We start from the raw sequence: 26,105 nt of genomic DNA, 5'->3' as shown, positions 1-26,105 counted from the left end.
GCCGCTACAGGAATACCCTTCGTTGGGGCCTGTGGCTGCACCTGTGGGAGCGGGCACGCCCGCGAAAAGACCAGTACAGGCCTACATCGGTGGCGACTGTTCCGCCGGCTTGTCCTTGTTCACCCCCGGCACATGCAGGTTGCCCTCGGCCATCTGGCCTTCGAGCTGCGGCTGGGTCACCCAGGTGAGAATGTCGTAGTAACGGCGGATGTTGGCCACGAAATGCACCGGTTCGCCGCCACGGGCATAGCCGTACTTGGTCTGCCGATACCACTGCTTCTGCGACAGGCGCGGCAGCATCTTCTTCACGTCCAGCCACTTGTTCGGGTTGAGCTTCTCGCGCTTGGCCAGGGTGCGCGCGTCTTCCAGGTGGCCGGTGCCGACGTTGTAGGCGGCCAGGGCGAACCAGGTGCGGTCCGGCTCCTGGATGCTGTCGTCGAGTTCTTCCTTGATCTTCATGAAGTACTTAGCGCCGCCCTGGATGCTCTGCTTCGGGTCCAGGCGGTTGGACACGCCCATCGCCTGGGCGGTGCGCTGGGTCAGCATCATCAGGCCGCGTACGCCGGTCTTGGAGGTGACTTCCGGCTGCCACATCGACTCCTGGTAGCCGATGGCCGCGAGCAGGCGCCAGTCCACCTGCTCGACCTTGGCGTAGCTCTTGAAGTGCTTCTCGTACTTGGGCAGGCGCTGCTGCAGGTGCTGGGCGAAGGTGTAGGCGCCGACATAGCCCAGTACATCGACATGGCCGTAGTAGCGGTCTTTCAGGCGCTGCAGGGTGCCGTTCTTCTGCGCCTTGTCGAGGAATTCGTTGATCTCGTTGAGCAGGCTGTTGTCTTCGCCGGCGGCGACTGCCCAGCGCTGGTCGCGGGTGTCGCCCAGGTCGAAGGCCACCCGCACGTTGGGGAAGTACACCTGGTTCATTGCCAGCTCGTTGGAGTCGACCAGGGTCAGATCGATCTGCCCTTCGTCGACCATGCGCAGCAGGTCGACCACCTCGACGGCGTCGGATTCTTCGTATTCCAGGGCCGGATACTGCTTTTTCAGCTCGGCCAGCTGGTCGGCATGGCTGCTGCCCTTGAGTACCATGATCTTCTTGCCGATCAGGCCGTTGGCGTCGGTAGGGCGGGGGCGGCCGTTGCGGTAGATGACCTGGGGGGTCACGTCCAGGTAAGGGTGGGAATACCTGACCTGGGCCTTGCGCCGTTCGCTGCTGACCAGGCCGGCCGCCGCCAGCACCGGGCCGGAGGGCTTGCCGAGGGCGTCGTACAGTTCGTCTAGGTTGTCGGCGGTCTCGATCTGCAGCTTCACGCCGAGATCGTCGGCGAAGTGCTGGACCAGCTCATACTCGAAGCCGGTTTCGCCGTTGCGGTCCTGGAAGTAGGTGGCCGGGCTGTTGCGGGTGATCACGCGCAGCACGCCATCCTCCTTCACGCGCTCGAGGGTGCTGGGTTTTTCAACGCAGGCACCGAGCAGCAGAAAGAGTCCGGTTGCGAAAAGCCATCTGGCGCAACGCTGGCGCAAAGCAGTGTGGGCGAACATAGGTTGCAGTATACGCAAAGGACTGGCCCAACCATATCTCGACAACTGTTAGCTTGTCTGGTAGCGCATTGTGTGCTGCGGGTGTCGGCCTGAAGATGTGGAGTGCCGGTGAGATCGAGCGCCGCCCGCGCGGCGCTTCGCGAGCTGCGCGTGCGGCGCTCGATCTCACAGGCGCTGAATCTGTCATGCCGGGCCCCCTGGAAATCTGACCCCGAAGTCCGGTTCCACCGCCCGGCAGTCGTGGCTTAGAGCGGGTGCCGAAACCCTTCGAATTAGGCTAGAATGCACGGCCTCTAAGCACACCCCTTCCTGAGGCTGTCCCGACGATGTTGATCCTGCGCGGCGCTCCTGCCCTTTCTGCCTTTCGCCACGGTAAATTACTCGAGCAACTGAGCCAGAAAGTCCCCGCTGTTACTGGTTTGTATGCCGAATTCGCCCACTTCGCCGATGTTGACGGCGAGCTGACCGCCGACCAGCAGCAGGTGCTGGGCCGTCTGCTCAAGTACGGCCCGAGCGTGCCGGTACAGGAGCCGAGCGGCCGCCTGTTCCTGGTCGTACCGCGCCTGGGCACCATTTCGCCGTGGGCCAGCAAGGCCAGCGACATCGCCCACAACTGCGGCCTGCAGGCCATCCAGCGCCTGGAGCGCGGTATCGCCTACTACGTCGCCGGCGACCTGAGCGCCGCCGATGCCGAGCTGATCGCTGCCGAACTGCACGACCGCATGACCCAGCGCGTGCTCGGCCAGCTGGAGCAGGCCGCTGACATGTTCAGCCACGCCCAGCCCAAGCCGATGACCTCGGTGGACATCCTGGCCGGCGGCCGTGACGCCCTGGCCAAGGCCAACATCGACCTGGGCTTGGCCCTGGCCGAAGACGAGATCGACTACCTGGTCAACGCCTTCCAGGGCCTCAAGCGCAACCCGAACGACATCGAACTGATGATGTTCGCCCAGGCCAACTCCGAGCACTGCCGCCACAAGATCTTCAACGCCAGTTGGGACATCGACGGCCAGGCCCAGGAAAAAAGCCTGTTCGGCATGATCAAGAACACCTACCAGATGCACAGCGAAGGCGTGCTGTCTGCGTACAAGGACAACGCCTCGGTGATCGTCGGCAACGTGGCCGGCCGCTTCTTCCCGAACCCTGAAACCCGCCAGTACGGCGCGGTGCAGGAGCCGGTGCACATCCTGATGAAGGTGGAAACCCACAACCACCCGACCGCCATCGCGCCGTTCTCCGGTGCGTCCACCGGCTCGGGCGGCGAAATCCGCGACGAAGGCGCCACCGGCCGTGGTGCCAAGCCCAAGGCTGGCCTGACCGGTTTCACCGTGTCCAACCTGCGCATCCCGGGCTTCGAACAGCCGTGGGAGCAGAACTACGGCAAGCCCGGCCGCATTGTCGACGCCCTCGACATCATGGTCGAAGGCCCACTGGGTGGCGCCGCGTTCAACAACGAATTCGGTCGCCCGGCCCTGACCGGCTACTTCCGTACCTTCGAGCAGGCCATCAACACCCCGCGCGGTGAAGAAGTACGCGGCTACCACAAGCCGATCATGCTCGCCGGCGGCATGGGCAACATCCGTGAAGACCACGTTCAGAAGGGCGAGATCACCGTCGGCGCCAAGCTGATCGTGCTCGGTGGCCCGGCCATGCTGATCGGCCTGGGCGGCGGTGCCGCTTCGTCGGTGGCCACCGGTGCCAGCTCGGCCGATCTCGACTTCGCTTCGGTACAGCGCGAAAACCCTGAAATGGAACGCCGCTGCCAGGAGGTCATCGACCGTTGCTGGCAGCTGGGCGACAAGAACCCGATCGCCTTCATCCATGACGTTGGCGCTGGCGGTATCTCCAACGCCTTCCCCGAGCTGGTCAACGACGGTGGCCGTGGCGGCCGCTTCGAACTGCGCAACGTGCCCAATGACGAGCCGGGCATGGCCCCGCACGAAATCTGGAGCAACGAGTCGCAGGAACGTTACGTGCTGGCCGTCAGCGCCGAGGACTTCGAGCGCTTCCAGGCCATCTGCGAGCGCGAGCGCTGCCCGTTCGCGGTAGTCGGCGAAGCCACTGCAGAACCGCACCTGACCGTTACCGACAGCCACTTCGGCAACACCCCGGTGGACATGCCGCTGGACGTGCTGCTGGGCAAGCCGCCGCGCATGCACCGTTCGGTTACCCGCGAAGCCGAGCTGGGCGATGATTTCGACCCGAGCCAGCTGGACCTGGACACAGCCGTACAGCGCGTGCTCAGCCACCCGGCTGTGGCCAGCAAGAGCTTCCTGATCACCATCGGCGACCGCACCATCACCGGCCTGGTGGCCCGCGACCAGATGGTCGGCCCGTGGCAGGTACCGGTGGCCGACTGCGCCGTCACCGCCACCAGCTTCGACGTCTACACCGGTGAAGCCATGGCCATGGGCGAACGTACCCCGCTGGCCCTGCTGGACGCCCCGGCGTCGGGCCGCATGGCCATCGGCGAGGTGCTGACCAACCTGGCCGGCGCGCGTATCGAGAAACTTTCCGACATCAAGCTGTCGGCCAACTGGATGTCCGCTGCCGGCCACCCCGGTGAAGATGCCCGCCTGTACGACACCGTCAAGGCCGTCGGCATGGAGCTGTGCCCGGAGCTGGGCCTGACCATTCCGGTCGGCAAGGACTCCATGTCGATGAAGACCAAGTGGAGCGAGGACGGTGTCGAGAAGAGCGTCACCGCGCCGATGTCGCTGATCGTCAGCGGCTTCGCCCCGGTGGTCGACATCCGCAGCACCCTGACCCCGCAACTGCGCATGGACAAGGGCGAGACCGACCTGATCCTGATCGACCTGGGCCGCGGCAAGAACCGCATGGGCGCCTCGATCCTGGCCCAGACCTACGGCAAGCTCGGCGCCGAGGCTCCGGACGTCGACGATGCCGAAGACCTGAAGGCATTCTTCGCCGTGATCCAGGGCCTGAACGCCGACGGTCACCTGCTGGCCTACCACGACCGTTCCGATGGTGGCCTGATCACCACCGTGCTGGAAATGGCTTTCGCCGGCCACTGCGGCCTCGACCTGCACCTGGACCCGCTGACCGACAGCAAGGCCGACGTGGCGGCCATCCTCTTCAACGAAGAGCTGGGCGCGGTCATCCAGGTTCGCCAGGATGCCACCCCGGACGTGCTGGCACAGTTCAGCGCCGCTGGCCTGGGCGAAGAATGCGTTGCCGTGATCGGCAAGCCGGTCAACAACGGTGAGGTGTCCATCAGCCTGAACGGCGAAGTGCTGTTCGACGACGACCGCCGCATGCTGCAGCGCCAGTGGGCTGAAACCAGCTACCAGATCCAGCGCCTGCGCGACAACGCCGACTGCGCCGACCAGGAATTCGACCTGCTGCTCGAGGAAGACAACCCGGGCCTGTCGGTCAAGCTGGGCTTCGACGTCAACGACGACATCGCCGCACCGTACATCAAGAAAGGCATTCGCCCGCAAGTGGCGATCCTGCGCGAGCAGGGCGTCAACGGCCAGGTCGAGATGGCTGCCGCCTTCGACCGCGCCGGTTTCGCTGCCATCGACGTGCACATGAGCGACATCCTCGCTGGCCGGGTCGACTTCGAGGCGTTCAAGGGCCTGGTCGCCTGCGGCGGCTTCTCTTACGGCGACGTGCTGGGTGCCGGTGAAGGCTGGGCCAAGTCGGCGCTGTTCAACAGCCGCGCCCGCGATGCCTTCCAGGCCTTCTTCGCGCGTACCGACAGCTTTGCCCTGGGCGTGTGCAACGGTTGCCAGATGATGTCCAACCTGCACGAGCTGATCCCGGGCACCGAGCACTGGCCGCACTTCGTGCGCAACCGCTCGGAGCAGTTCGAGGCGCGTGTGGCCATGGTCGAGGTGCAGAAGTCCAACTCGATCTTCCTGCAGGGCATGGCCGGTTCGCGCATGCCGATCGCCATCGCCCACGGTGAAGGCCATGCCGAATTCGCCAGCGAAGAGGCCCTGCTGGCTGCGGACCTGTCCGGCTGCGTGGCCCTGCGCTACGTCGACAACCACGGCAAGGTCACCGAAGCCTATCCGGCCAACCCGAACGGCTCGCCGCGTGGTATCACCGGCCTGACCAGCCGCGACGGCCGCGTGACCATCATGATGCCGCACCCGGAGCGGGTGTTCCGCGCCGTGCAGAACTCCTGGCGCCCGGACGAGTGGCAGGAAGATGCCGCGCTGATGCGCATGTTCCGTAATGCCCGGGTGTGGGTGAACTAAGGCGTGTACAAGCTCGCCTTCTTCGTCCCCGCCAGCCACGTCGAAGTGGTCAAGGCTGCTGTGTTCGCCGCAGGTGGCGGGCGCATCGGCGACTATGACCACTGTGCCTGGCAGACCCTGGGCCAGGGCCAGTTCCGCCCGTTGGACGGCAGCCAGCCGTACCTCGGGCAAACCGGCCAGGTCGAGGTGGTGGAGGAGTGGAAGGTGGAGCTGGTGGTGGCCGACGAGCTGATTGCCCAGGTCGTCGCTGCGCTCAGGCAGAGCCACCCGTACGAGACGCCAGCCTACGAGGTCTGGCGGCTCGCCGAGTTCTAGGTCGCATCAAGGCTCTTCGCGGGTAAACCCGCTCCCACAGGGACCGCACAACCCTCGGAAATTGTGCGATCCCTGTGGGAGCGGGTTTACCCGCGAAGAGGCCCTACAATCCAGCCACAATCTCCTTGCCCTGCCCGGGGCGCTTCAGCCACCCACAAGCCAGCAACCCCACCTCGAACAGCAGCCACATCGGCACCGCCAACATCGTCTGCGAAAACACATCCGGCGGCGTCAGGATCATCCCCACCACAAAGCAGCCGACGATCACGTAGGGCCTGCTGCGCCGCAACGTGGCCACATCGGCCAACCCCACCCAGACCACGATGAAGGTCGCCACCGGGATCTCGAACGCCAGCCCGAACGCCAGGAACAGCGCCAGGATGAAGTCCAGGTACTGGCTGATGTCGGTCATCATCGCTACGCCTTCGGGCGTCACGCTGGCAAAGAAGCCGAACATCATCGGGAACACCAGGAAGAACGCGAAGGCCATGCCGGCATAGAACAGCACGATACTCGACACCAGCAACGGCAGGGCAATGCGCCGTTCGCGGCGATACAGCCCGGGCGCCATGAAACCCCAGGCCTGGTGCAGCAGCAGCGGCATGGCAACGAACAGCGCGCACATCGCGGTCAGCTTGAACGGCGTCAGAAACGGCGAGGTGACACTGGTGGCAATCATGCTGGCGCCTTCCGGCAGAAAGCGCCGCAGCGGTTCGGAAACCAGGGTGTACAGGGTTTGGGCGAAGGGGAACAGGCCGGCGAACAGCAGCGCGACCAGCCCCAGGCAGCGCACCAGGCGTTTGCGCAGGTCGCGCAGGTGCTCGGTCAGCGGCATGCCGGCAAGCGCTTCCGTGGCCATGCTCATCAGGCATTCTCCCTGGGCTGCGTTACCGTGGTCGCGCCTTGGCTGGGGGCTGCACTCAGGCGCACGCCTTGGCGAATTTCCTGTTCCAGGCGCTGCAACGGGGCGTTGTCGAAGCCAGGCAGTTCGATCTCCCGTTCCACCTGCGTGCGCAAGGCCTGCATCGCCCGGCGCGCCTGGCCCAGGCCACGCCCGAGCGTGCGTGCCGCCTGCGGCAGGCGCTCCGGGCCTAGCACCAACAATGCGACGATGCCGACCAGCAGCAGCTCGCTGAAGCCTACCTCGAACATCAGGCCTGGCGTTCCGCTTGTTGCTGCTGCGCCGCCTGGCCGGTCAGCGGGCATTGCTGCTGCACCTGCGGGTGGCCTGCGGCGTTGGCGCCATTGTCGCCGCCCATGGACTTGCGAAAGCCCTGGATCGCCTCGCCCACGTCGCTGCCCAGGCCCTTGAGGCGCTTGGTACCAAACAGCAGGAATACGATCAGCAGTACGATCACCAGTTGCCAGATTCCAATGCCACCCATTGCGACCACTCCTGTAAGGCCATGAAAAGGAAGGGCAATCGTGCCTTGTGTAGATGACGGGCACATGACGGATGGTGGCTGCCATCTCGCTGCAACACCCGAGGTGTTGACTGGCGTTTTCATTCGCGGGTGAGGTGCGCACGGATGGGTGGCAGACAACAGCAGGGGGCGGCCCTGCTGATGGTGATGGTGGTGCTGGCGATGCTGGCGGCGGGCATGGCCTGGCTGGTGGAAGATGGCCGGCGTCAGGTGGATGAGGTGCGCCTGTTGCATCAACGGGTGCAGGCACGGGCCATGGAACAGGCCGGCCTGGCCTATGCCGAGCAGGCCCTGCTTGATCCCGCCTGGCGGCTCAGCCCGTTGTTCTGGCAGGCCTTGCGCGGGCAGCCATTGAACTATGACTTTGGTGGCGGCCAGGCGCAGCTGCAGGTGCGCGACCAGCACAGCTGCTTCAATGTCAACGCGCTGCTCGGGGCGGATGGTGAGCGCGCCGAACGCCAGTTGCGCTACCTGCTGGGCGACGACATGGCGGCCGAACGCCTGGTCGATGCCTTGGCCGACTGGCTCGATGCGGATAGCGATGCCCGCCTGCAGGGCGCCGAGAGTGGCCAGTACCTGCGCCAGCAGCCCGCGCGGTTGGCGGCCAACCAACCGATGCTCGACACCAGCGAGCTGAACCTGTTGCTGGAGCCGGATGCCAGCCGTGAGGGGCGCTACCCGATGCTGTGTGCCTTGCCGCAGACCACGGGCTGGCGGCTGAATGCCAATGCCCTGGGGTTGGCGCATCTGCCTTTGCTGGAGGCGCTGTACGAAGGGCGTTACCCGCGTTCGCTGCTCAGCCGCATCATCAGCGGCCGACCGGCGTCTGGGTATGCGGATGCGGCGGCGCTGCGCCAGGCACTGGGGGCGGTGGATGATGAAACCTTCGAGCGGCTGAGCGAAGGGCTGCTGCTGAACAGCGGGTATTTCCTGTTGCAGCTGTCGTTCGCCGAGGAAGGGCGGGTGATACGTAGCGAGTTCCAGGTGGAGGCGCTGGGCGTTGTGCAATGGCATGCGCGGGTGCCTGCGCAGCAGGTGCGGGTGCGCAGCCGGGAGCCGATTGTTTGGTAATATTCGCCGGCCTCTTCGCGGGTAAACCCGCTCCCACAGAGACCGCACAGTTTTTGAACCCTGTGCAGTACCTGTGGGAGCGGGTTTACCCGCGAAGAGGCCGGCACAGCCAGCACAAGGCTGACTGACCGGCGCTCTTTCAGGCGGTGCCGATCTCGCCGCCATCGATACGCTGGATCACCACCGTCGCCGCTCGCGGCCTTACCGTGGTCCCCGCCGGGGTGGCATCGGTGGCCTTGTCGGTATACGGCCAGTTGTCCGGGTGCTGGATGTTGACGAACAGCGTCTTGTTGTCGGGGGTGAAGGTAATGCCGGTCACCTCGCAACCATTCGGGCCGACGAAAAAGCGGCGCAGGTCCACCTGGTTCTGCGCGTTCACCGGCACCTGCTTGCCGCTGGCATCGACCAGGTTGGTCGGGATCACTGCCAACAGCTGGTCATTGGTGTAGTCGGTCACCGTGCTCTCGCCGTTGTCGGTCTCGAACCACAGCACGCCACGGCTATCGAAGCTCATGCCGTCAGGGCTGGCGAACTGGTTCAGTTCGGTCAGGCCCGAGCGGTTGATGTCGGCGCTGCCGGCCGCGTTGGCGCCGAACACGAAGATGTCCCAGGTGAAGCTCAGCTGGTCGTCGCTGTCGTGCCAGCGAATGATATGGCCGTGACGGTTCGGGCCGCGCGGGTTGGCAGCATCGACCTTGTCCGGAGTGCGTGCGCTGTTGTTGGTCAGGGTCAGGTACACGTCGCCGTTCAGCGGGTTGACCGTGGTCCATTCCGGGCGATCCATCGGCGTGGCGCCTACGGCATCGGCGGCGCCGCGGGTGTTGAGGATGATCCCCGGCAGGTCGCCATACAGGGCGCCCAGGGTGCTGCCGGCAGTGGTCGTGGTGGCGACGTCCAGCAGCAACCATACCCCGCTGCCATCGGCATTGAAGCGCGCCACGTACAGCTTGCCCTGGTCGAGGTACTTGGCGCCGGTGGCCAGGCGGTCGGCCGGGTTGGCGTCGGCGGCATCCCACACGGCGTTGGACACCCACTTGTACAGGTACTCGTTGTTCGAGTCGTCACCCATGTACCACACCAGCGGCTTGCCGGCGACCGCCAGGCCCGGGGCGCAGCCCTCGTGACGGAAACGGCCCAGCGCGGTGCGCTTGGTGGCCAGGGTGGCGCTGTTGTACGGGTCGATCTCGACGATGTAGCCGTAGGTGCTGGCTTCGTTGCGATAGTCGTCGGTGGCGCTGGCACCTTTGACGGTGACGTCGAAACGGGCGAATTCGTCGGCTACCTCGCTGCTGTCACCCGCCGCGGTTTCCCATTTGTACTGGCCGCTGGAAGTGCTCACGCCAATACGGCGCTGGTCTTCGGGGCGGGTACCTTTGTTGACGAAAATACCTGGCCAGTTCTCTTCACAGGTCAGGTAGGTGCCCCACGGGGTGTAGCCGTTGCCGCAGTTGTTGTTGGTGCCGCGGCAGTGGGTGCCGTCCGGCGAATACTTGGTCTTCACGTGATCGGTGCCGCGCAGGGGGCCGGTGATTTCCATGCGCGAGGCCGTGGTGAAGCGGCGGTTGAGCGGGTCGTTGTCGACCACCTGCCAGCGCCCGCTGACCTTCTGCAAGCGCACTACACCGGCGCCGTGGGCGTTGATTTCCTTGCGTACTTCCTCGGCCGGGCGTTTGCCGTCGATATCGGTGGTCGGGCCGGCCGGGTGCAGGGCAGCGGTGTCGATGTACTCGAAGTTGATTGCCAGCAGGCCGTCTTCCGAGCTGCCGTTGATGGGGAAGAAGTGCATGCCGTCGTGGTGCATGCCCATGGCGTTGGCCTGGTCGGTCGAGGTATTGCTGCCGTCGGCCTTCCACGGGTTGCCGTTGCTGTTGATCGGCGTGCCCCATGGCGCCAGCACGTAGGCGCTGTAGCCAGCGGCAACCACGCAGGCATCGGTGCGCGAGCCGGGGATGGACTGGAAGCCCAGCGCCAGTTTTGGCACTTCCGGCTCGGTGATCGGATCATCATGATCCGAACCGCCACTGTCGAAGCAGCCTGTCAGGCCGGTACCGGCAATCATGGCGATGGCAGCGCCCAGGCTGCCGCGCATCACGCTGCGGCGGCTCAGGTAGGCGTCCATGACGCGGGCCATCGGCAGGTTGCCGCTGTGGTTCCGGTCCAGGTTGTCGCCGGTGTCTCGACTCATCAGGGTGTCCTTATGTTGGCTGAGTTGGAGGAAACCGCGACTTTAGTGGGCAAATATGATGATTCATTGGCAGAAATGTGAACGCGCCTTTAAAACACCGGGCGCTTAAAAACATGATCGACAGATCAGTTTGGAATAGTTGTCGGATTTCTGCCATCAAACTGTAATGCCAACGCCGCAACATCCGGTGCCCTGAATGAACATGGAAAAGGATGGCGGGTTCGATGGCAAGCAGTGTGCACAGGCGCGAAGTGATCGGCTGGATGGGTGTCGGTGCCTTGGCGCCGTTGCTCGGCGCCTGCTCCGCCTTTCCTGGGCAAGCGCGCGGTAATGCCGGCCTCGACCTGCTGTACGTGGCTGATACCCTCGATGCCCGCCAGCCTGGCCTGGCCGTGGTGCCGGCCACGCGCCTGGGGCCGGTCAGCCATCTGGGCCGCGCGCCATGGATGACCGGCAGCAACGCCAGCGTCGCCCACCCGCAACTGGCGTCACTGCTCGACGCCGGCCAGGCGGCGTCTGCCCAGCTGGGCGGCTATGCAGTGCTGGCGGCGTTGCTGGAGCAGTTGCGCGGCGAGGCCGGGGCGGGCAACAGCCTGACCCTGGAGAACGGCCAGGGTTGGAATGGCAGTGGCCTGGCCTACCTGACCCAGGGCGAAAGCGGTGTGCAGGGCAGCCAGCTGCTGGGAATCGACGCGCGGGTCAGCAGCGACGAGCGCGTGCTGTGGCCGCAACGTTGCCCAGGCCTGTATCGCCAGGCTAGCGCCATCACCCTGGGGGCCGGGCTGGCAGAGGGGCAACGCCAGGCCCTGGGCCTGGACAACTTGCATATCTTCGAGCGGGGCGGTGCCCGGGTCGCCGTGGTCGGTGTCACCGACCCCTACGCCCAGGACCAGAAAGCGTCGCTCAAGCAGTGGTACCAGGCGCTCCAGCCAGTGTTCGAGCAGGCCCGGCGCGACGCCGACCTGGTAGTGGCCCTGGCCGATGCGGGCACTGGCCCAGGGCTCTGGCTGGCCGAGCGGGTACCGCAGATCGACGTGCTGTTATCTGCCCGTGGCCAGGATTTGTGGCCGGCGCCGGTTGAAGTGACCCAAGCCAGCGGCCGCCGGGTACCGGTGCTGTTCGCCGGTTGCCGAGGGAGCGGCGCCTTCCGTCTACGTTGTCGGCGGGTGGCCGGGGCGTGGCAGTTCGACGGGCGATTCTTCCCAGCCTTCGAGCAGCAGTTGGCCCCCGCGGCGCAGCTGCGTGTCGCGCCATTGCAGGCCGAGCTGCGTCAACAGCGCGCCGGCCATGCGGCCTGGCTCGATCAACCGTTGGCCCGCGCGCCCCAGGCCCTGTGGCGCCGCGATACTCGGGGCGGCAGCTGGGACCGCCTGCTGCATCAAGCCCTGGCCGGCGACAGCGACATGCCGGTGCTGCTGCCCGGCCTGCGTTATGACTACCCGCTGCCAGCAGGGGCGGCCATTACCCGCGAACACTTGATCAGCCTCACCGGTGGCTACCCGGCCCCGGTGGTCGAAGCGCCAGCGCGGCAGGTCGAGCAGGTGCTGGAGAACGCGGCGGAGCAACTGTTCGGCGACCCGTTGCTGCTGGACAACAGCCAGGACCTGCCGCGCTGGCAGGGCCAGCCCTGGCGGGTCAGCTACAGCCCGCAAGGCAAGCGCATCAGCGACCTGGCACCGCTACCGGGCCTGTGCCGCACCTTCGGCCTGCAATTCCAGGCCCAGGCGGGTGAGCCCCTGTGGCAACGCGTTGAGGCCTGGCTCGCCCGCCAGCCTGCGGACTGGCAATTGGCGCCGCTGCAATTGCCCGAAGTGCGCTACGTACAGGGGCACCCGGGTTGGCACCCACGGCAGTTGGCCTCGTGATGCTCATCTCGCGCCTGCTCACTGGCGCTGGCCTGACCCTGGCCGGCTGGCTGGCCGCCCAGTGCGTGCTGCAACTGAGCCGCCAGCCGCAACCAGCGATTGCACCCGGCATGGCCGACACGCCGCTTCCCGGGTTGATGGTCGGCCACTGGCAGCTGCCCGTCGATGACGGCGCCATTGCCCTTACCCGCCTGCCGCTGCACTACCTCGGCGGCCTCAAGGCCCAGCCGTTGGCTGCCAGCGTGGTAGTGCTGCGCTATGGCGAGCAGGTGCGCACCCTGGCCCGTGGCCAGCGCCTGGCACCCGGGATCGTGCTGCAGGACATCGACAGCGATGGCCTGATTTTCAACAACCAGGGGCGGCGTGAACGCTTGCCCTGGCCGCCACGCCCCGTCGTGACCGGCTTCAAGCGGCAAGGATGAACGATGCCTGTCAGATATTGCCTAGCGGCCGCCTTGAGCCTGGCCTTGTCCATGGGCATGCCCGCCGCCAATGCCGAAGAGCCGGTATTCGACGACAACGGCACGCCCCTGTATGAGGTGAACTTTGTCGACACCGATCTGGGCGAGTTCATCGACAGCGTGTCGCGCATTACCGGCACCACCTTCATCGTCGACCCCCGGGTCAAAGGCAAGGTCACTGTGCGCACCGTCGACATGCACGACGCCGATGCGATCTACGACATCTTCCTGGCGCAGCTGCGCGCCCAGGGCTATGCCGCTGTCGACCTGCCCAACGGCAGCGTGAAGATCGTCCCCGACCAGGCGGCGCGCCTGGAACCGGTGCCGGTGGAGCCGGCCGGGCAGCAGGGGCAGGGCAGCGACAGCGTGGCTACCCGGGTTTTCAATGTGCGCAATGCTGCCAGCGAACAAGTGCTCGGTATTCTCAAGCCGCTGATCGATCCACGGGTGGGCGTGATCACCCCTTACCCCGCAGCGCAGCAACTGGTGGTGACCGACTGGCGCAGCAACCTGGATCGTATCGCCAGCTTGCTGCAGCACCTCGACCGCCCAGGCGAAGTGGCGGACAACACCGGCACCCAGGTGATCTACCTGCGCCACGCCAGTGCCAGCGAAGTGGTCAAGGTGCTGCGCGGCCTCAGCCAGGAGGGCATGGTGGCGGCGGAAGGCGCTGCTGGAGCCGAGGCCAAGGACCGGCCGTTGGTGGCTGCCGGTGGTGGCAGTGGTATCCGCCTGGAGTACGAGGAAGGCACCAACGCCGTGGTCATGGTCGGCCCCGACAGCGAGCTGGCGGCCTACCGCAGCATCGTCGAGAAATTGGACATCCGCCGCGCCCAGGTGGTGGTGGAGGCGATCATCGCCGAGGTCTCCGACAGCAGTGCCCAGGAGCTGGGCGTGCAGTGGCTGTTCGCCGATGAGAAGTTCGGTGCTGGCATCGTCAATTTCGGCAGCAACGGGGTCAACATCGCCAGTATCGCCGGGGCGGCCGCCAGCGGTGACAGCGAGGCGCTGGGCGAGCTGCTGTCGTCGACCAGCGGGGCGACGGCTGGCATCGGCCATTTCGGCGGTGGCTTCAATTTTGCCATGCTGGTCAATGCGCTGAAGGGCAAGAGTGGCTTCAACCTGCTGTCCACGCCCACCCTGCTGACCCTGGACAATGCCGAAGCGTCGATCCTGGTCGGCCAGGAAGTGCCCTTCGTCACCGGTTCGGTGACCCAGAACAACGCCAACCCGTACCAGACCATCGAGCGCAAGGAAGTCGGGGTGAAGCTGCGCATCAAGCCGCAGATCAACATCGACAACAGCGTGCGCCTGGACATCGTCCAGGAAGTGTCGTCGATCGCCGACTCCAGCGCGGCCAGCGACGTGATCACCAACAAGCGCGAGATCAAGACCAAGGTGATGGTCGAGGACAACGGCCTGGTCATTCTCGGCGGCCTGATCAGCGACGAGCTGAGCACCAGCAACCAGCGTGTGCCGCTGCTGGGCGACATCCCGTACCTGGGCCGGCTGTTCCGCTCCGATGCCAGCAAGAACACCAAGCAGAACCTGATGGTGTTCATTCGCCCGCGTATCCTGCGCGACGAGCCGAGCCTGGCCGGGCTCAGCGAGGGCAAGTACCGCACCTTGCAACAGACCACGCCGCTGCAACTGCCGGACCTGGCAGCCGGCAGCCCGCAGTTGCTGCAGGTATTCCCTGCCAGCCGCGCGCGCCTGGAAGGCGGTGACTGGTGATGCTGCCATATCGCCAGGCGCGCCAGAGCGGGGTAGCCATGGCCCCGGCCGAGCAAGGCTGGCAACTGTGGCTGCGGCCCGACGCCGACAGTGCGCAACTGCAGGAACTGTTGCGCGTGCATGGCCAGCCCAGCCTGCTCGAATACCTGGAACCCGCGCTGTTCGATGAACGCCTGGGCCAGCTGTACCAGGCAGGTGCCAACGCCACCGAGGCACTGATCGAAGGCATTGGCGAGCAGGTGGACCTGGACAGCCTGATGAACGAGATGCCGCGCATCGAGGACTTGCTGGAAAGCGACGACGAGGCCCCGGTGATCCGCCTGATCAACGGCCTGTTCGGCCAGGCCCTGCGCCTGCGTGCCTCGGATATCCACATCGAAACCTTCGAACAGAGCCTGGTGGTGCGCCTGCGGGTCGATGGCCACCTGCGCGAGGTGTTGCGCCCACCGCGTGCGCTGTCAGCCATGCTGGTGTCGCGGATCAAGGTGATGGCGCGCCTGGACATCGCCGAAAAGCGCCAGCCCCAGGATGGCCGGATCACCTTGCGTGCGGCCGGGCGCGAAGTGGACGTGCGGGTCTCGACCCTGCCTGGCATCCATGGCGAACGGGTGGTGATGCGCGTCCTCGACAAGCAGGCCAGCCTGCTGGCGCTGGGCAACCTGGGCATGCCGCCGGCGGTACTGCAGGGCCTGCGTGGCTGCCTGGCGCGGCCCAACGGCATCGTCCTGTCCACCGGCCCGACCGGTTCCGGCAAGACCACCACCCTGTACGCCAGCCTCAACAGCCTCAACGATGGCAGCCGCAATATCCTCACCGTCGAGGACCCGGTGGAGTACGCCATTGCCGGCATCGGCCAGACTGCCATCAACCCGCGCGCCGGGTTGACCTTCGCCAGCGGCCTGCGCGCGATACTGCGCCAGGACCCGGACGTGATCATGCTCGGCGAAATCCGCGACCAGGAAACCGCGCAGATCGCCGTACAGGCCAGCCTCACCGGCCACCTGGTGCTGTCCACCCTGCACACCAACAGTGCGCTGGGCGCGGTGACCCGCCTGCGCGACATGGGCATCGAACCGTTCCTGATCGCCTCGTGCCTGCGTGGCGTACTGGCCCAGCGCCTGGTGCGGCGCCTGTGCAGTTGCGCCGTGGCGCACCCGCTGCAGGCGGCAGAACGTGAGCTGTGGCCCGAGCTGGCGGCACTCGGCAGCAGTTACCACGCGGTGGGCTGCGAGCAGTGCCAGGGCAGCGGTTACCGCGGGCGCCTGGGCCTGTACGAATTCATCGAGCTGGACCCCGGGCTGGTCGGCCTGTTGTACGACGGGGCCAGCGAACTGGCCATGCACGACTACCTGGCCGGACGCCGGCAGAGCCTGCTGGCGATGGCCAGCGACTGCCTGGCGCGTGGCGAGACCAGCCTGGCCGAAGTGCTGCGCGTGGTGCAGGGCTGAGCATGCCGACCTACCGCTACCAGGCCGTCGACCTCGCCGGCAAGACCCGCAAGGCCAGCCTGCAAGCCGACAGCGAACGCCACGCGCGCCAGTTGTTGCGCGAGCAGGGGCTGTTCGCCCGCCAGCTGCAGCGCCATGAGGCCGGTGCCCGGCAACCCCGGCGCCAGCGCCTGAGCCGCGCCCAGCTGTGCGAACTGACCCGTCAGCTGGCCACCCTGACCGGTGCCGGCATCCCCCTGGTCGACGCCCTGGCCACCCTTGAACGTCAATTGCGCCAGCCCGCCCTGCACAGCGTGTTGGTGGCCTTGCGCGGCTCGCTTGCCGAAGGCCTGGGCCTGGCCCGCAGCCTGGCGCGCCAAGGCGCACCGTTCAGCGGCCTGTACTGCGCGCTGGTCGAGGCCGGCGAGCGCTCCGGGCGCCTGGCCCAGGTCCTGGCCCGCCTGGCCGATCACCTGGAACAGGTGCAACGGCAACAGCACAAGGCGCGCACTGCGCTGATCTACCCCACGGTGCTGATGGGCGTGTCGCTGGCGGTGGTCATCGGCCTGATGACCTTCGTCGTGCCCAAGCTCACCGAGCAATTCGCCCATGCCGGGCAGAGCCTGCCGCTGATCACCTCGCTGTTGATCGGCCTGAGCCAAGGGCTGGTCCAGGCCGGGCCTTGGCTGCTGGGGCTGGCCGTGGTGCTCGCGACGCTCGGCGGCTGGTTGCTGCGCAAGCCGCAGTGGTGCCTGCGCCGCGATCAGCTGCTGTTGCGCCTGCCACGTATCGGCAACCTGCTGCAGGTGCTGGAAAGCGCGCGCCTGGCACGCAGCCTGGCCATTCTCACTGGTAGCGGCGTGGCCCTGCTCGAAGCCCTGCACGTGGCCACCGAAACCGTCGGCAACCGGCGTATCCGCCAGGCCATGGAACAGGTGCGCCTGCAGGTGCAGGGCGGTACCAGCCTGCACCGCGCGCTGGATGCCAGCCAGCAGTTCCCGCCACTGCTGGTGAACATGGTCGGCAGTGGCGAGGCCAGCGGCACCCTGGCCGACATGCTCGAGCGTGTGGCCGACGACCAGGAGCGCGGCTTCGCCCGCCAGGTCGACACCGCCATGGCGCTGTTCGAACCACTGATGATCCTGGTGATGGGCGCCGTGGTGCTGTTCATCGTGCTGGCGGTGCTGCTGCCGATCATGCAACTCAACCAGGGCCTGCAACTGTGAACGCAAGGAGTATTGCCATGCAGCATCGACGCCACCGCCAGCGCGGTTTCACCCTCATGGAAATCATGGTGGTGATCTTCATCATCGGCCTGCTCATCGCCGTGGTCGCGCCCAGCGTGCTCGGTAACCAGGACAAGGCCATGAAACAGAAAGTCATGGCCGACCTGGCCACCCTGGAGCAGGCGCTGGACATGTACCGTCTGGACAACCTGCGCTTTCCCAGTAACGAGCAGGGCCTGGCCGCGCTGGTGAAAAAGCCGGCCCAGGAACCGCTGCCGCGGGCCTGGCGCAGTGACGGCTACGTGCGCCGCCTGCCTGAAGACCCCTGGGGCACCCCTTATCAGTACCGCATGCCCGGCGAGCACGGCCGGGTCGATGTTTACTCGCTAGGCGCCGACGGCCTGCCGGGGGGCGAAGGCCAGGATGCCGACCTGGGCAACTGGGAGCTGTAATCGGTGCGTCGGCAGCGGGGTTTCAGCCTGATCGAGTTGCTGGTGGTGCTGGCCATCGCCGGGCTGATGACTGGGCTGGCGGTGGCCAGTCTCGGCAACGGCCAGGCCGCGGTCGACCAGGCCTTGCAGCGGCTGGCGGCAGAGACCCGCAGCCAGGCCGTGCTGGCCCGGCATGCCGGGCAACTGCGCGGCTTGCGCTGGAACGGCCAGCGCCCGGAGTTCGTGCGTCGCCAAGGCGATGCCTGGGCGCTCGAGACGGTAACCCTGGGCGACTGGCCCAAGGGCCTGCAACCGGATTGGCCAGCCAGCTCGCAACCTCAGCTGCTGTTCACCCCGCACGGCTGGGCACAGCCGGGCAGCGTGCACTGGCGCTGGGCCGATGGTAGCCAACGCTGGGCCTGGAGCCGTGATGGCCGCTTGCACATAACGGTGGCGCCATGAAGCGGCATCAACGCGGCTTCACCTTGCTCGAGGTTAGCGTGGCCCTGGCGATCGCTGCCGTGCTGGCGGTAATCACCAGCCAGGTGTTGCGCCAGCGCCTGGCCGTGCAGGGCAACCTGCAGCAACACCGCCTCGGCCTGCTGTGCGCGCGCGAATTGCAGACCCGCTTTGCCGTCGAGCAGTACTGGCCTGCCAGCAACCAGGTGAGCGGTGAGCTGAGCCAGGGTGGCCAGGCGTGCCACTGGCAGTTGCAGCTGCGCCGCACTGGCGTGCGTGACTTGCGTCGCGGGGAACTACTGCTGTTCGCCGATCGCGACCAGCGCCTGCCGCTGGGCCAGTACACCGTATTCCTGGAGCGCCCATGAGCCGGCCAGCTTCAAAGGCGTGCCTGCCCCCTGTAGCAGCGGGGGACACCGGTCACCCGGGCGGCAAACCTGTAAAGCGCCGCCAGGCTGGCCTGACCCTGATCGAACTGATGGTCGCCCTGGCCCTGACCGCCGTGCTCGGCATTCTGCTCGCCGCCCTGGTCAATGGCTGGCTCAAGGTGCGCGAACGCTTGCAGGACACCACCCAGGAAACCTCGGTGCTGGAATTTTGCCTGGCCTTGGAACGGCGCTTCGACAGCCCGGTGATGCGCCGCATCTACGAGCAGCGCCTGCCCCTGGCCAGCCGCTGGCTCGACTGGCAACCAGCGAGCAACCAACTGCTATGGGTTGCAACCACCGGCCTGCCGCAAGCCGAAGGTGGCTCGCGTCTGCAACGCCAGCGCCTGCGCTTCGAGGCCCGCGAGCAGCGCCTGCTGCTGGAAAGCTCGGCCGACCTGTACGCCGCTGCCGCGCCGCGCTGGCTCGAGCGTGAACGGCTCGAGCGGGTCAGCGCCATGAATGTTCTGTATTACCAGGGCGGCCGCTGGCTGGCCTGGCCTTCTGACCAACCCGCGCACCCCGGCCGTGGCGTGCGCCTGGAATTGCAGCGTGACGGAGCCTCCTATGTCTGCACCTTCGCGCTCCCGTGGGGGCGCTCATGAAAATTGAATGGCGGCGGCGTACACCGGCCCGGCCCTGGTTGTTGCTGCGACCGGGTGCAACCTGGCACTGGGCGCTGGTCGCTGGCGGCCGTGTGCAAAGCCAGGGGCAGGGCGAGCCGCCGCTGAACCTGCAGGCGCGTGTCGCACTGATTCTGCCTGCCGAGGCCTGCAGCCATTTCCGCGTGCCGGCACCACCCGGGCTCAAACGAGAGGAATGGCCACTGTTGCTCGAAGATCGCCTGCTGCAGGCCGCGGACGAAGTGACCTGTGCCTGCCTGGCGCGTGGGCCCGGTTACCTTCGCTTGCTGGTGGTGGCGCGCCAGCAACTGGACAGTTGGCATCGGCAGTGTGCAGAGTGGGGTTTGCCAGCGCAGCGTTGCTGGGCGGAGCTGCAGCTACTGCCGACACCCGAGGCTGGCACTGCCTGGCATTGGCAGCGCACAGCCGATCTGCGCTTGTGCAAAGGGCTGGGCGAAGATGGCCAGGAGCATTGGCTGGCCTGGCCGGATGCATTGGGTGATGCGCCTCGCCAACCGTGGGCGGGGCTGCACAAGGTGCCGCTGAGCGGTGACTGGCCAACGGCGTTGCCGCCGCTGGATAAACTGCCCGGCCTGTTCGAGCATACCCGCAACAGGCGCGTGCTGGCGACGGTATCCCGGCCGCAGCAACGCCTGCTGGCCGCCTGCCTGGCATTGGCTGTGGTCTGGGCTGGGCTGTGGATGACCCAGCAATGGCGCCAGGCGCAACTCTGGCGCAGCCAGGTCATTGCCGTGACCGGCGCCCAGGCCAGCCCGCGTCACGCCGCGCAGGCGCTCAAGCGGCTGCGCGAAGGTGCGTTGCAACAGCAACTGCGCATGCGCCAGCTCGAAGACCTGCAAGCGGCATTGCAGGCCTGGCTGCGTGACCATCCCGGCTGGCACCTGGGCGCGGTGCGCTTCGATGGCCAGCGTTGGCAGGTGCGCCTGGCGGGTGAGGGCAGTGCACCGCCCTGGCAGGACATGGCCACCGCTGCCGGTGCGACTGTTCAGGTTCAAGCTGACCAGGTGCTGTTCGATCTGGGAGCGGCCTCATGAACCGGGACTGGATACAGCGTCATCGTTTCACCTTCGCCTGGGCACTGATTGCCCTGTTGCTGGCCGTGCTGGCCCTGCGCGCCGGCCTGGCGCAATGGCGCGAACTCAGCCAGTGGCGCGGGCTGGCCGAACAAGCCGCCAGCCTGCACAACGGCCCGGGGTTGAACCTGGAACGGCTACGCCAGTCAGCCCAGGCCCGGCGCATCGAACTGGCCGAAGTCGATGCGCAAGGCGAGGCCTGGCAATTGCGTGGCCAGGTCGGCGACGAGCTTCAGCTGCAGGGCTGGCTGCAGAGCCTGCGGGGCGAAGGCGTGCAGCTACGGCAATGGGGGCTGGAACGCCACGGCAAGGGGCTGCGCTTCGAGCTGGTGGTGCAGCCATGAGCCGAACAAGTGCGGCGTGTGTGCTGCTGGTTTTCGTCCTCACGCTATTGCTGGAGCTGCCGGCCAGCTGGGTGGCGCATGTATTCAAGCTGCCGCTGCGCGAGGCCAGTGGCAGCCTCTGGCAAGGCCAGGCACAGCAGCTGGGGCCGCTCGGGCCGCTGCGCTGGGCGCTACAGCCGTGGCGCTTGCAGGCGAGCGCGCAGGTTGGCTGGCAGGGCCAGGCCTGGCAACTGCGTGCTGAAGGCTGGCCCTGGCAGTGGCAGCTAACGGCGACGGCCCTGGGGCCGCAGCTGACGACAACGACGGATTACCGCCTGGCTGGGCAATGGCAGGGTGCATTGCGGGTCGAGGGCGCTGGGCGCCGATGCCAGGGCAGTGACGGCCGCCTGCAGGTGACCGACCTCGCCTTGAGCGAGCCGTGGTCGCTGGGCCTGGGGCAGGGCTGGCTGGAAATCGACTGCGGCAACGGCTGGCACCTGCGCGGGCAACTGGCACAACAGGGGCAGCATCACCTGGCAATGGAGGCAGACCTGCAGGGGCGTCGGACCCAGCTAGTGTACGAATTGCAGCCCGATGCGGCGCTCACGCCGTTGCTGCGTGGCGCACAGTGGCTCGGGCCCCAGGCGCTGGCCGGCCGGCGAGACCTGCGCTGGTAGGCAATCAGACGCTTGGCAGCCATGGGAGCGGGCAAGCCCGCTCCCACCGAGGACGCTTCACTTGTTCTTGCCCAGCACACTCGAAACCCACTGCTCGCTGCGACTATGCCCGCTGGTCCTCAACAACCCCAGGTCCAGCGCATTCTCCCCGTCCGCCGCGCCTTTGCCCTTGGCTATCTCGGCCAGCGCCGTGCCCAGGTCCACCGGTGAGTTGGACGCATCGATCGACACGTCCCGGCGATAGTCATTGCCGGCAAGCGTCTCGCGGGTCACCGATTGCGCGCCAAGGGCCACATCCCCTTGGGCCGACTGCAAGCGAGCGCCAACCAGTTGAACGCTGCCGCCGACCTGCAGCTCGATGCCTTCGCTGCCTTTGAGCGCAGTCTGTTGGCCGACGCTGTCGCGTTGCATATGGGATACGTCGAGGCTGAAGGTTGGCGAGAAGCCCGGGTCCGCCTTGGTCAGGGCCGAGCCGGCCTTTTCCTTGACCTTGCCGCCCAATGGCCCAGCCACCGCGGTCGCCGCGTTGACGTAGCCTTGCGGGTTTTTCTCCTGGCTCAAGCGGGCATCGCCCCTGACGCTCAGCGTGTTGACGTTGTCCTTGCGGCTGGCGATGTACAGGTCGCCATCGACTACCCCGGCGATGCGTCCTGCCTCCAGGCTGACACCTTCGATACGCGTGTCGCCGCGGCTTTGCAGGTCGATGCGCTCGGCACGCAGGTTGCCGGCGTTCCACTCCAGGTTGTCGCGCTTGTCCAGGTCGACCTTGAGGCGGCCATGCAGGCCACGGCTGTCCAGCTCGCCCTTGGCCATGTCGAAACCGGCGCCGGCGGTGATGTCGAGGTTGTTGCGTTGCTCCTGGTTGGCGGACGCTTCTATGTATATACCGCCGCTGGAGGCCTTGGCCATCAATTCCCGAGCCGAAGCCTGCAGGCCCTGCAAGTGCACTGCGGTGTCTTCCTGGGCGCTGCTGGCCAGGCTCAGCGTGCCCTTGCTGGCGAACTGGGCGTCGATGGCCTGACGCGCCTCTTCGTCCTGCTTGCCGTGGCCGAAGTGCCCGCCGATGGCGCCACCCCTGGTGTCGCCAGCCTTGGCTGCCAGCTCCAGGCCACCGCCCAGCTTGCTGCCGGTCGCTTGCCGGGTGTTGCTGGCCGCCTTGACCGCAAGCTGGCCGCCGCCCTGCAACAGGATGTCGCCAACCTTGGCCTCGCGGCTGCCGATACGGGTACCTTCGAGCAGCAGGTCGCCGCCACTGCTCAGCCGCACCTGGCCCTTGGCGTCGATCTGGGCCACCTGGGCGTTGCTGCTGGTGGCGTGCTGCTGCGCATTGTCGAGATAGCCGCGGCCATCGACACCGGTGCCACCGGGGCGGTTGCCCATCTTGGCCCAGGCGTTGCCTTCTAGCTGGCCGGCCTGCTGTTCGGCCCGGTCGGTCGCCTGCGGCACGGCCAGCGAGCCGGCACTGTCGATGACCACGTCGCCCTCGCCGCCGTCGATGCGCGTGCCTTCGTAGCGGCCTTCACTGCCCAGTTGCACCTGGACACCCTGTTGCCCATACAGGCTGGCGGTTACCGCCGTGCTGGTGGTGTCCCGGGTGGCCTGCGAGCCGCCTTTGCCGGCGGCACGTACATTGAGGTCACTTCCGCTGCTGGTGTCCACACGTGCATCACCGCTGAACGCCAGGCGCTGCACGGAGGTTTGCCGGGTGTCCTGCGCCGCGCGCATGCGGTGTTCCCGTGCCGCGATGCTGAGCGTGCCGGCATTGGCGTGCCAGTTGGTGCCCTGATCGTCAAGGGTATCGGCCTTGACTCGCACCTGGGCTCCGGACAGTTCACTCACCTGGACGAACCCGCGGCGTTGGTTCTCCAGGCGCTTGAGGTGGTCGATGGTCATGTCGCCGCCAACGCTGGGGGCCACCATGGCGTGTTCGGGCGAGGCCTGCTGGAAGCGTGCGGCTTCCTCGCCGAGCACCAGGCGTTCGATGGGGCGGGTGAGGTCACGGTATTCGACGCTGGCGCCCAGAGCGCCTGCCCAGTGGTTGCGGCGCTGTTCTTGCTCCTCGGTCTGTTCGACCGCACGGTTGTCGATGCGTTTGGCCTCCACCTGCAGGCTGTTGCCCGCCGCGACGCGCGCAGCTTCGGTCACCAGTGTGCCGCCTTGCAGCTTCAGGTCGCCGCTGGCCTGCAGGGTGCTGCGCTGTACCTCGCTGGCGCTATCTGTCAGTTGCTCGCGCTGGTGATGGCCTTCGAACAGGCTGCCCACTCGGTCGATGCCACCGGTCACCGTCAGCCCGCCACCGCTGCGGGTGGTGCGGGTGTCCTGGTCGCGCTCGTTGCGGGTAGCCCCCAGCGTGATGTCTCGTGCCTGAACATCAAGGTCGCCAGCGCTGGCGGTTACCGTGGAGCCGTTGACCTGCAGGTTGGCGCCGCTGCTCAGGCCCACCGAGGCCCCGCTGAGCACACTGGGCAGCTGGCTGCTGGTACGTTGCTGGCGAGTCGTGGTCAGCACCTCGTAAGCCACGCCTGCGGCGTATTGCCGGGACTCGGGCTTGCCGTCCTCGGCGTCCTGGGTCTGCCCGGCGCTGGCGCTGAAGTTGCGCTGCTGGTCGCGGGTTTCACGTTCATCGACCGTCTGCACACTGGTAACCAGCAGGTCGCCCTTGGCTTCGACCTGCAGTTGCCCGCCCGCCTCGACCTTGGCGCCCTGGATGCGCATTTCGTCGGCACTGGCCAGGCGCAGGTTGCTCGACGAACCTACATCGCTGACCAGTACCTGCTGTTTGTGCTCGGTGCTTTCATGGCTGCTGCCGATCAGTCCGAACAGCTTGCTGTCGCGGGTGCGGTCGGTCGAGGTGCTGCTGCCCTGGCCTGGCTCGATGGCCAGCGAGCCCTTTTCGCTGAACAGCACGGCGTCCTGCTTGCCATGGACGTTGCTGCCCTTGATGGCGAGCTGGTCGGCTGTGACGGTGAGCTCGCCGTCGCTGGCGATGGTGCTGCCGGCAACGGTCTGGCCTTCATTGTCATTGCCTTTGCGGTCGCCGAAGAAGGCACCGGAGACCAGGTCGCCGCGATAGCCGTCCTGGCTGCCGCGGTGCTTCAGGGTGGTGGTGCCGATGTCGGCCTGCCTGGCGCGAATGGCCAGGTCGCCGCGGCTGCGCAGGCTGCTGCCCTGAATGTCGAGGTTGCCACTGGCCTGGACGCTCACCTGGCCACCCTCGAGTGCGCTGCCCCGGGCATGTTCCTGGCGTACGTCGGTGTCGCTGTCACCACGCCACAAGTCCTTGCGATGGCGCACCTGCTCTTCGGTGCGCTGGCTGTCGATACCGGCGATGATGGTCAGGCCAGCACCGCTGTCCACTGTCAGCGCCTTGCCGGCGGTGACGGTGGCTGCGGTCATGTGCATGTCTTTGCCCGAGTGCAGACTTACGCTGTCGCTGGCAAGCAGTTGCGTGCTCTTCTGTTGTTGGCGGGTGGTGGTGGTGTCGCGGCTGTAGGTTTCGCGGGTAATGAACAGGAACTTGTTGTTCCAGCTGTCCTTGTCACGCTCGATGCTCTCGATCGCCTTGGCGCCGAGGGTGAGTTTCTGGCCGGCCTTGACTTCAATTTGTGGCGCGCGGCCTTCGACAGCTTCCAGGGTGATGTCGTCGGCTGCGCTGAGCCTCAGTATGCCCCGCCCGGCATGCAGTTCGCTGGGGTTGTCGGCGTTGCCGCTGACCTGCAGCCCCCCGGCCGACTGGATGTCGATCCCTTCGCTGCCGACCACCTGCGGCGCTGCCACGCGCACACCGGCGCCTTCGGCGGTGCTCACTATGCGGATACGCCCGGCGCGCATCGCACCGAGAAAGCTGGCATCGATGCTCGACGGCGTGGCTGGCAGGTGCTGGACGATTTCGCCGCTGGCCCGCTCGATACGGTTGCGCCCCACGGTGACATCGAGCGCCTGCCCCGCCATGAGCAGCCCTTTGCTATCGACTTGCGGCGCGATCAGCTCAAGGGCGCCGTTGCCGTTCCTCTGGCCGCGCTCCAGCACTTGCAGGCTGCCACTGGCATTGAGCGTATCGAGGTACTTGAGCTGTTGTTCGTCGAATTGCGGAGTACCCACCACGAAGCCGGCGCGGGTGGTGTTGATGAAACTGCCGCCATTCAGGGTTATGCCATTGGGGTTGGCCAGGATGTAGTCGGCAGGGCGGCCGAAGATTTCCTGTGGCCCTTCGATCAGCGAGGCGTTGCGGCTGACCACTTCGTTGAGGATGGTCGAGGCGGCCTGGCCCTGGAATTGCGGGTTGGCCGCAAGGGCTCCCGCCAGCTCCGAGCGCCCGGCCACGGTGGCGTTGTTCAGCACCACGCCAGGCTTGCCGACGTTGTAGTCGATGAACTGGTTGTGGGACAGCCCGCTGGCGTTGGGCGGCACGATGTCGATGACCGGTACCCCGTGGCCGTTGTTGATGATCGGGGTACCCCCCGGGCCCTGGGTTGCCTCCAGGCCGCCCTGGGCCAGTGCGGCACCGGACCCGAGCAATGCCAGGAAGATGGCCCAACGCAAGGTATCAGGGCGGATCGACGATAGCGGCGAGAGTGTGTGCATTTTCTCGTTCTCATTG

The 26,105-nt window shown here is 66.6% G+C and carries 21 protein-coding genes; 15 read left to right on the top strand and 6 right to left on the bottom strand.

The features are described from left to right. Positions 1–81 precede the first annotated feature (81 nt). Positions 82–1,539: a membrane-bound lytic murein transglycosylase MltF gene (mltF, locus tag JKP78_RS10440; protein ID WP_170028478.1), complete on the bottom strand. Its 1,458-nt coding sequence runs from the start codon at positions 1,537–1,539 to the stop codon at positions 82–84. Between the two features lie 326 nt (positions 1,540–1,865). On the opposite strand from mltF, the gene purL reads away from it, so the two are divergent. Further along, positions 1,866–5,765, top strand: coding sequence for a phosphoribosylformylglycinamidine synthase (purL, locus tag JKP78_RS10435; protein WP_186686083.1), 3,900 nt, complete (start codon positions 1,866–1,868; stop codon positions 5,763–5,765). Between the two features lie 3 nt (positions 5,766–5,768). Continuing rightward, entirely contained in the window at positions 5,769–6,080 is a 312-nt protein-coding gene (locus JKP78_RS10430) for an NGG1p interacting factor NIF3 (RefSeq protein ID WP_170028480.1), read from the top strand. Between the two features lie 103 nt (positions 6,081–6,183). On the opposite strand, the gene tatC is transcribed toward JKP78_RS10430, so the two are convergent. Genes tatC through tatA form a run of 3 tightly spaced genes read right to left on the bottom strand, consistent with a single transcriptional unit; the run spans position 6,184 to position 7,465 of the window. Then, positions 6,184–6,945, bottom strand: coding sequence for a twin-arginine translocase subunit TatC (gene tatC / locus JKP78_RS10425; protein WP_186686080.1), 762 nt, complete (start codon positions 6,943–6,945; stop codon positions 6,184–6,186). Next, entirely contained in the window at positions 6,945–7,232 is a 288-nt protein-coding gene (gene tatB / locus JKP78_RS10420; RefSeq protein ID WP_186686077.1) for a Sec-independent protein translocase protein TatB, read from the bottom strand. The genes tatC and tatB overlap by 1 nt, the downstream gene beginning before the upstream one ends. Beyond that, positions 7,232–7,465: a twin-arginine translocase TatA/TatE family subunit gene (tatA, locus tag JKP78_RS25425; protein WP_170028483.1), complete on the bottom strand. Its 234-nt coding sequence runs from the start codon at positions 7,463–7,465 to the stop codon at positions 7,232–7,234. The genes tatB and tatA overlap by 1 nt, the downstream gene beginning before the upstream one ends. 144 nt (positions 7,466–7,609) lie before the next feature. On the opposite strand from tatA, the gene gspK reads away from it, so the two are divergent. Then, a complete protein-coding gene (gene gspK, locus JKP78_RS10410; RefSeq protein ID WP_186686074.1) occupies positions 7,610–8,575 on the top strand; it encodes a type II secretion system minor pseudopilin GspK in 966 nt (321 codons plus the stop codon). Positions 8,576–8,714: 139 nt separating this feature from the next. Here gspK and JKP78_RS10405 read toward each other — a convergent pair whose 3' ends face one another. After that, positions 8,715–10,760, bottom strand: coding sequence for a PhoX family protein (locus JKP78_RS10405; protein WP_186686072.1), 2,046 nt, complete (start codon positions 10,758–10,760; stop codon positions 8,715–8,717). 224 nt (positions 10,761–10,984) lie between these two features. On the opposite strand from JKP78_RS10405, the gene JKP78_RS10400 reads away from it, so the two are divergent. Genes JKP78_RS10400 through JKP78_RS10345 form a run of 12 tightly spaced genes read left to right on the top strand, consistent with a single transcriptional unit; the run spans position 10,985 to position 21,505 of the window. Beyond that, a complete protein-coding gene (locus tag JKP78_RS10400) occupies positions 10,985–12,625 on the top strand; it encodes a lipoprotein UxpA (protein WP_186686070.1) in 1,641 nt (546 codons plus the stop codon). Further along, positions 12,625–13,047 carry a pilus assembly protein PilZ gene (locus JKP78_RS10395; RefSeq protein ID WP_189665758.1) on the top strand — a complete coding sequence of 141 codons (423 nt, stop codon included), beginning with the start codon at positions 12,625–12,627 and terminating at the stop codon, positions 13,045–13,047. Before JKP78_RS10400 ends, JKP78_RS10395 begins: the two co-directional genes overlap by 1 nt. Before the next feature lie 3 nt (positions 13,048–13,050). Next, positions 13,051–14,820, top strand: coding sequence for a type II secretion system secretin GspD (gene gspD / locus JKP78_RS10390; protein WP_186686068.1), 1,770 nt, complete (start codon positions 13,051–13,053; stop codon positions 14,818–14,820). Continuing rightward, on the top strand, positions 14,820–16,268 hold the full coding sequence (locus JKP78_RS10385) for a GspE/PulE family protein (protein ID WP_200626753.1): 1,449 nt from the start codon (positions 14,820–14,822) through the stop codon (positions 16,266–16,268). Before gspD ends, JKP78_RS10385 begins: the two co-directional genes overlap by 1 nt. A 2-nt stretch (positions 16,269–16,270) precedes the next feature. Then, a complete protein-coding gene (gene gspF / locus JKP78_RS10380; protein ID WP_200626634.1) occupies positions 16,271–17,473 on the top strand; it encodes a type II secretion system inner membrane protein GspF in 1,203 nt (400 codons plus the stop codon). A 17-nt stretch (positions 17,474–17,490) separates the two neighbouring features. Continuing rightward, positions 17,491–17,925, top strand: coding sequence for a type II secretion system major pseudopilin GspG (gene gspG / locus JKP78_RS10375; protein WP_170028490.1), 435 nt, complete (start codon positions 17,491–17,493; stop codon positions 17,923–17,925). Between the two features lie 3 nt (positions 17,926–17,928). Then, a complete protein-coding gene (gene gspH / locus JKP78_RS10370) occupies positions 17,929–18,366 on the top strand; it encodes a type II secretion system minor pseudopilin GspH (RefSeq protein WP_200626633.1) in 438 nt (145 codons plus the stop codon). Beyond that, positions 18,363–18,731 (top strand): type II secretion system protein GspI, encoded by a 369-nt coding sequence (locus tag JKP78_RS10365; RefSeq protein WP_200626632.1) that lies wholly within the window; start codon positions 18,363–18,365, stop codon positions 18,729–18,731. Before gspH ends, JKP78_RS10365 begins: the two co-directional genes overlap by 4 nt. Continuing rightward, positions 18,728–19,393, top strand: a complete 666-nt coding sequence (locus JKP78_RS10360) for a type II secretion system protein (protein WP_225931927.1) — start codon at positions 18,728–18,730, stop codon at positions 19,391–19,393. The genes JKP78_RS10365 and JKP78_RS10360 overlap by 4 nt, the downstream gene beginning before the upstream one ends. Then, positions 19,390–20,466 (top strand): type II secretion system protein GspL, encoded by a 1,077-nt coding sequence (gene gspL, locus JKP78_RS10355; protein ID WP_186686059.1) that lies wholly within the window; start codon positions 19,390–19,392, stop codon positions 20,464–20,466. The genes JKP78_RS10360 and gspL overlap by 4 nt, the downstream gene beginning before the upstream one ends. Next, positions 20,463–20,849 carry a type II secretion system protein GspM gene (gene gspM, locus JKP78_RS10350; protein WP_200626631.1) on the top strand — a complete coding sequence of 129 codons (387 nt, stop codon included), beginning with the start codon at positions 20,463–20,465 and terminating at the stop codon, positions 20,847–20,849. The genes gspL and gspM overlap by 4 nt, the downstream gene beginning before the upstream one ends. Further along, positions 20,846–21,505 carry a general secretion pathway protein GspN gene (locus JKP78_RS10345; RefSeq protein ID WP_200626630.1) on the top strand — a complete coding sequence of 220 codons (660 nt, stop codon included), beginning with the start codon at positions 20,846–20,848 and terminating at the stop codon, positions 21,503–21,505. Before gspM ends, JKP78_RS10345 begins: the two co-directional genes overlap by 4 nt. Before the next feature lie 57 nt (positions 21,506–21,562). On the opposite strand, the gene JKP78_RS10340 is transcribed toward JKP78_RS10345, so the two are convergent. Next, complete coding sequence (locus tag JKP78_RS10340; RefSeq protein ID WP_200626629.1) at positions 21,563–26,089, bottom strand: hemagglutinin repeat-containing protein; 4,527 nt, start codon at positions 26,087–26,089, stop codon at positions 21,563–21,565. Positions 26,090–26,105: the final 16 nt, after the last annotated feature.

This window comes from Pseudomonas sp. LAM2023, from assembly GCF_016620375.1.
Lineage (GTDB): Bacteria > Pseudomonadota > Gammaproteobacteria > Pseudomonadales > Pseudomonadaceae > Aquipseudomonas > Aquipseudomonas anuradhapurensis.
This window is presented reverse-complemented; position numbering and strand designations above follow the sequence as displayed.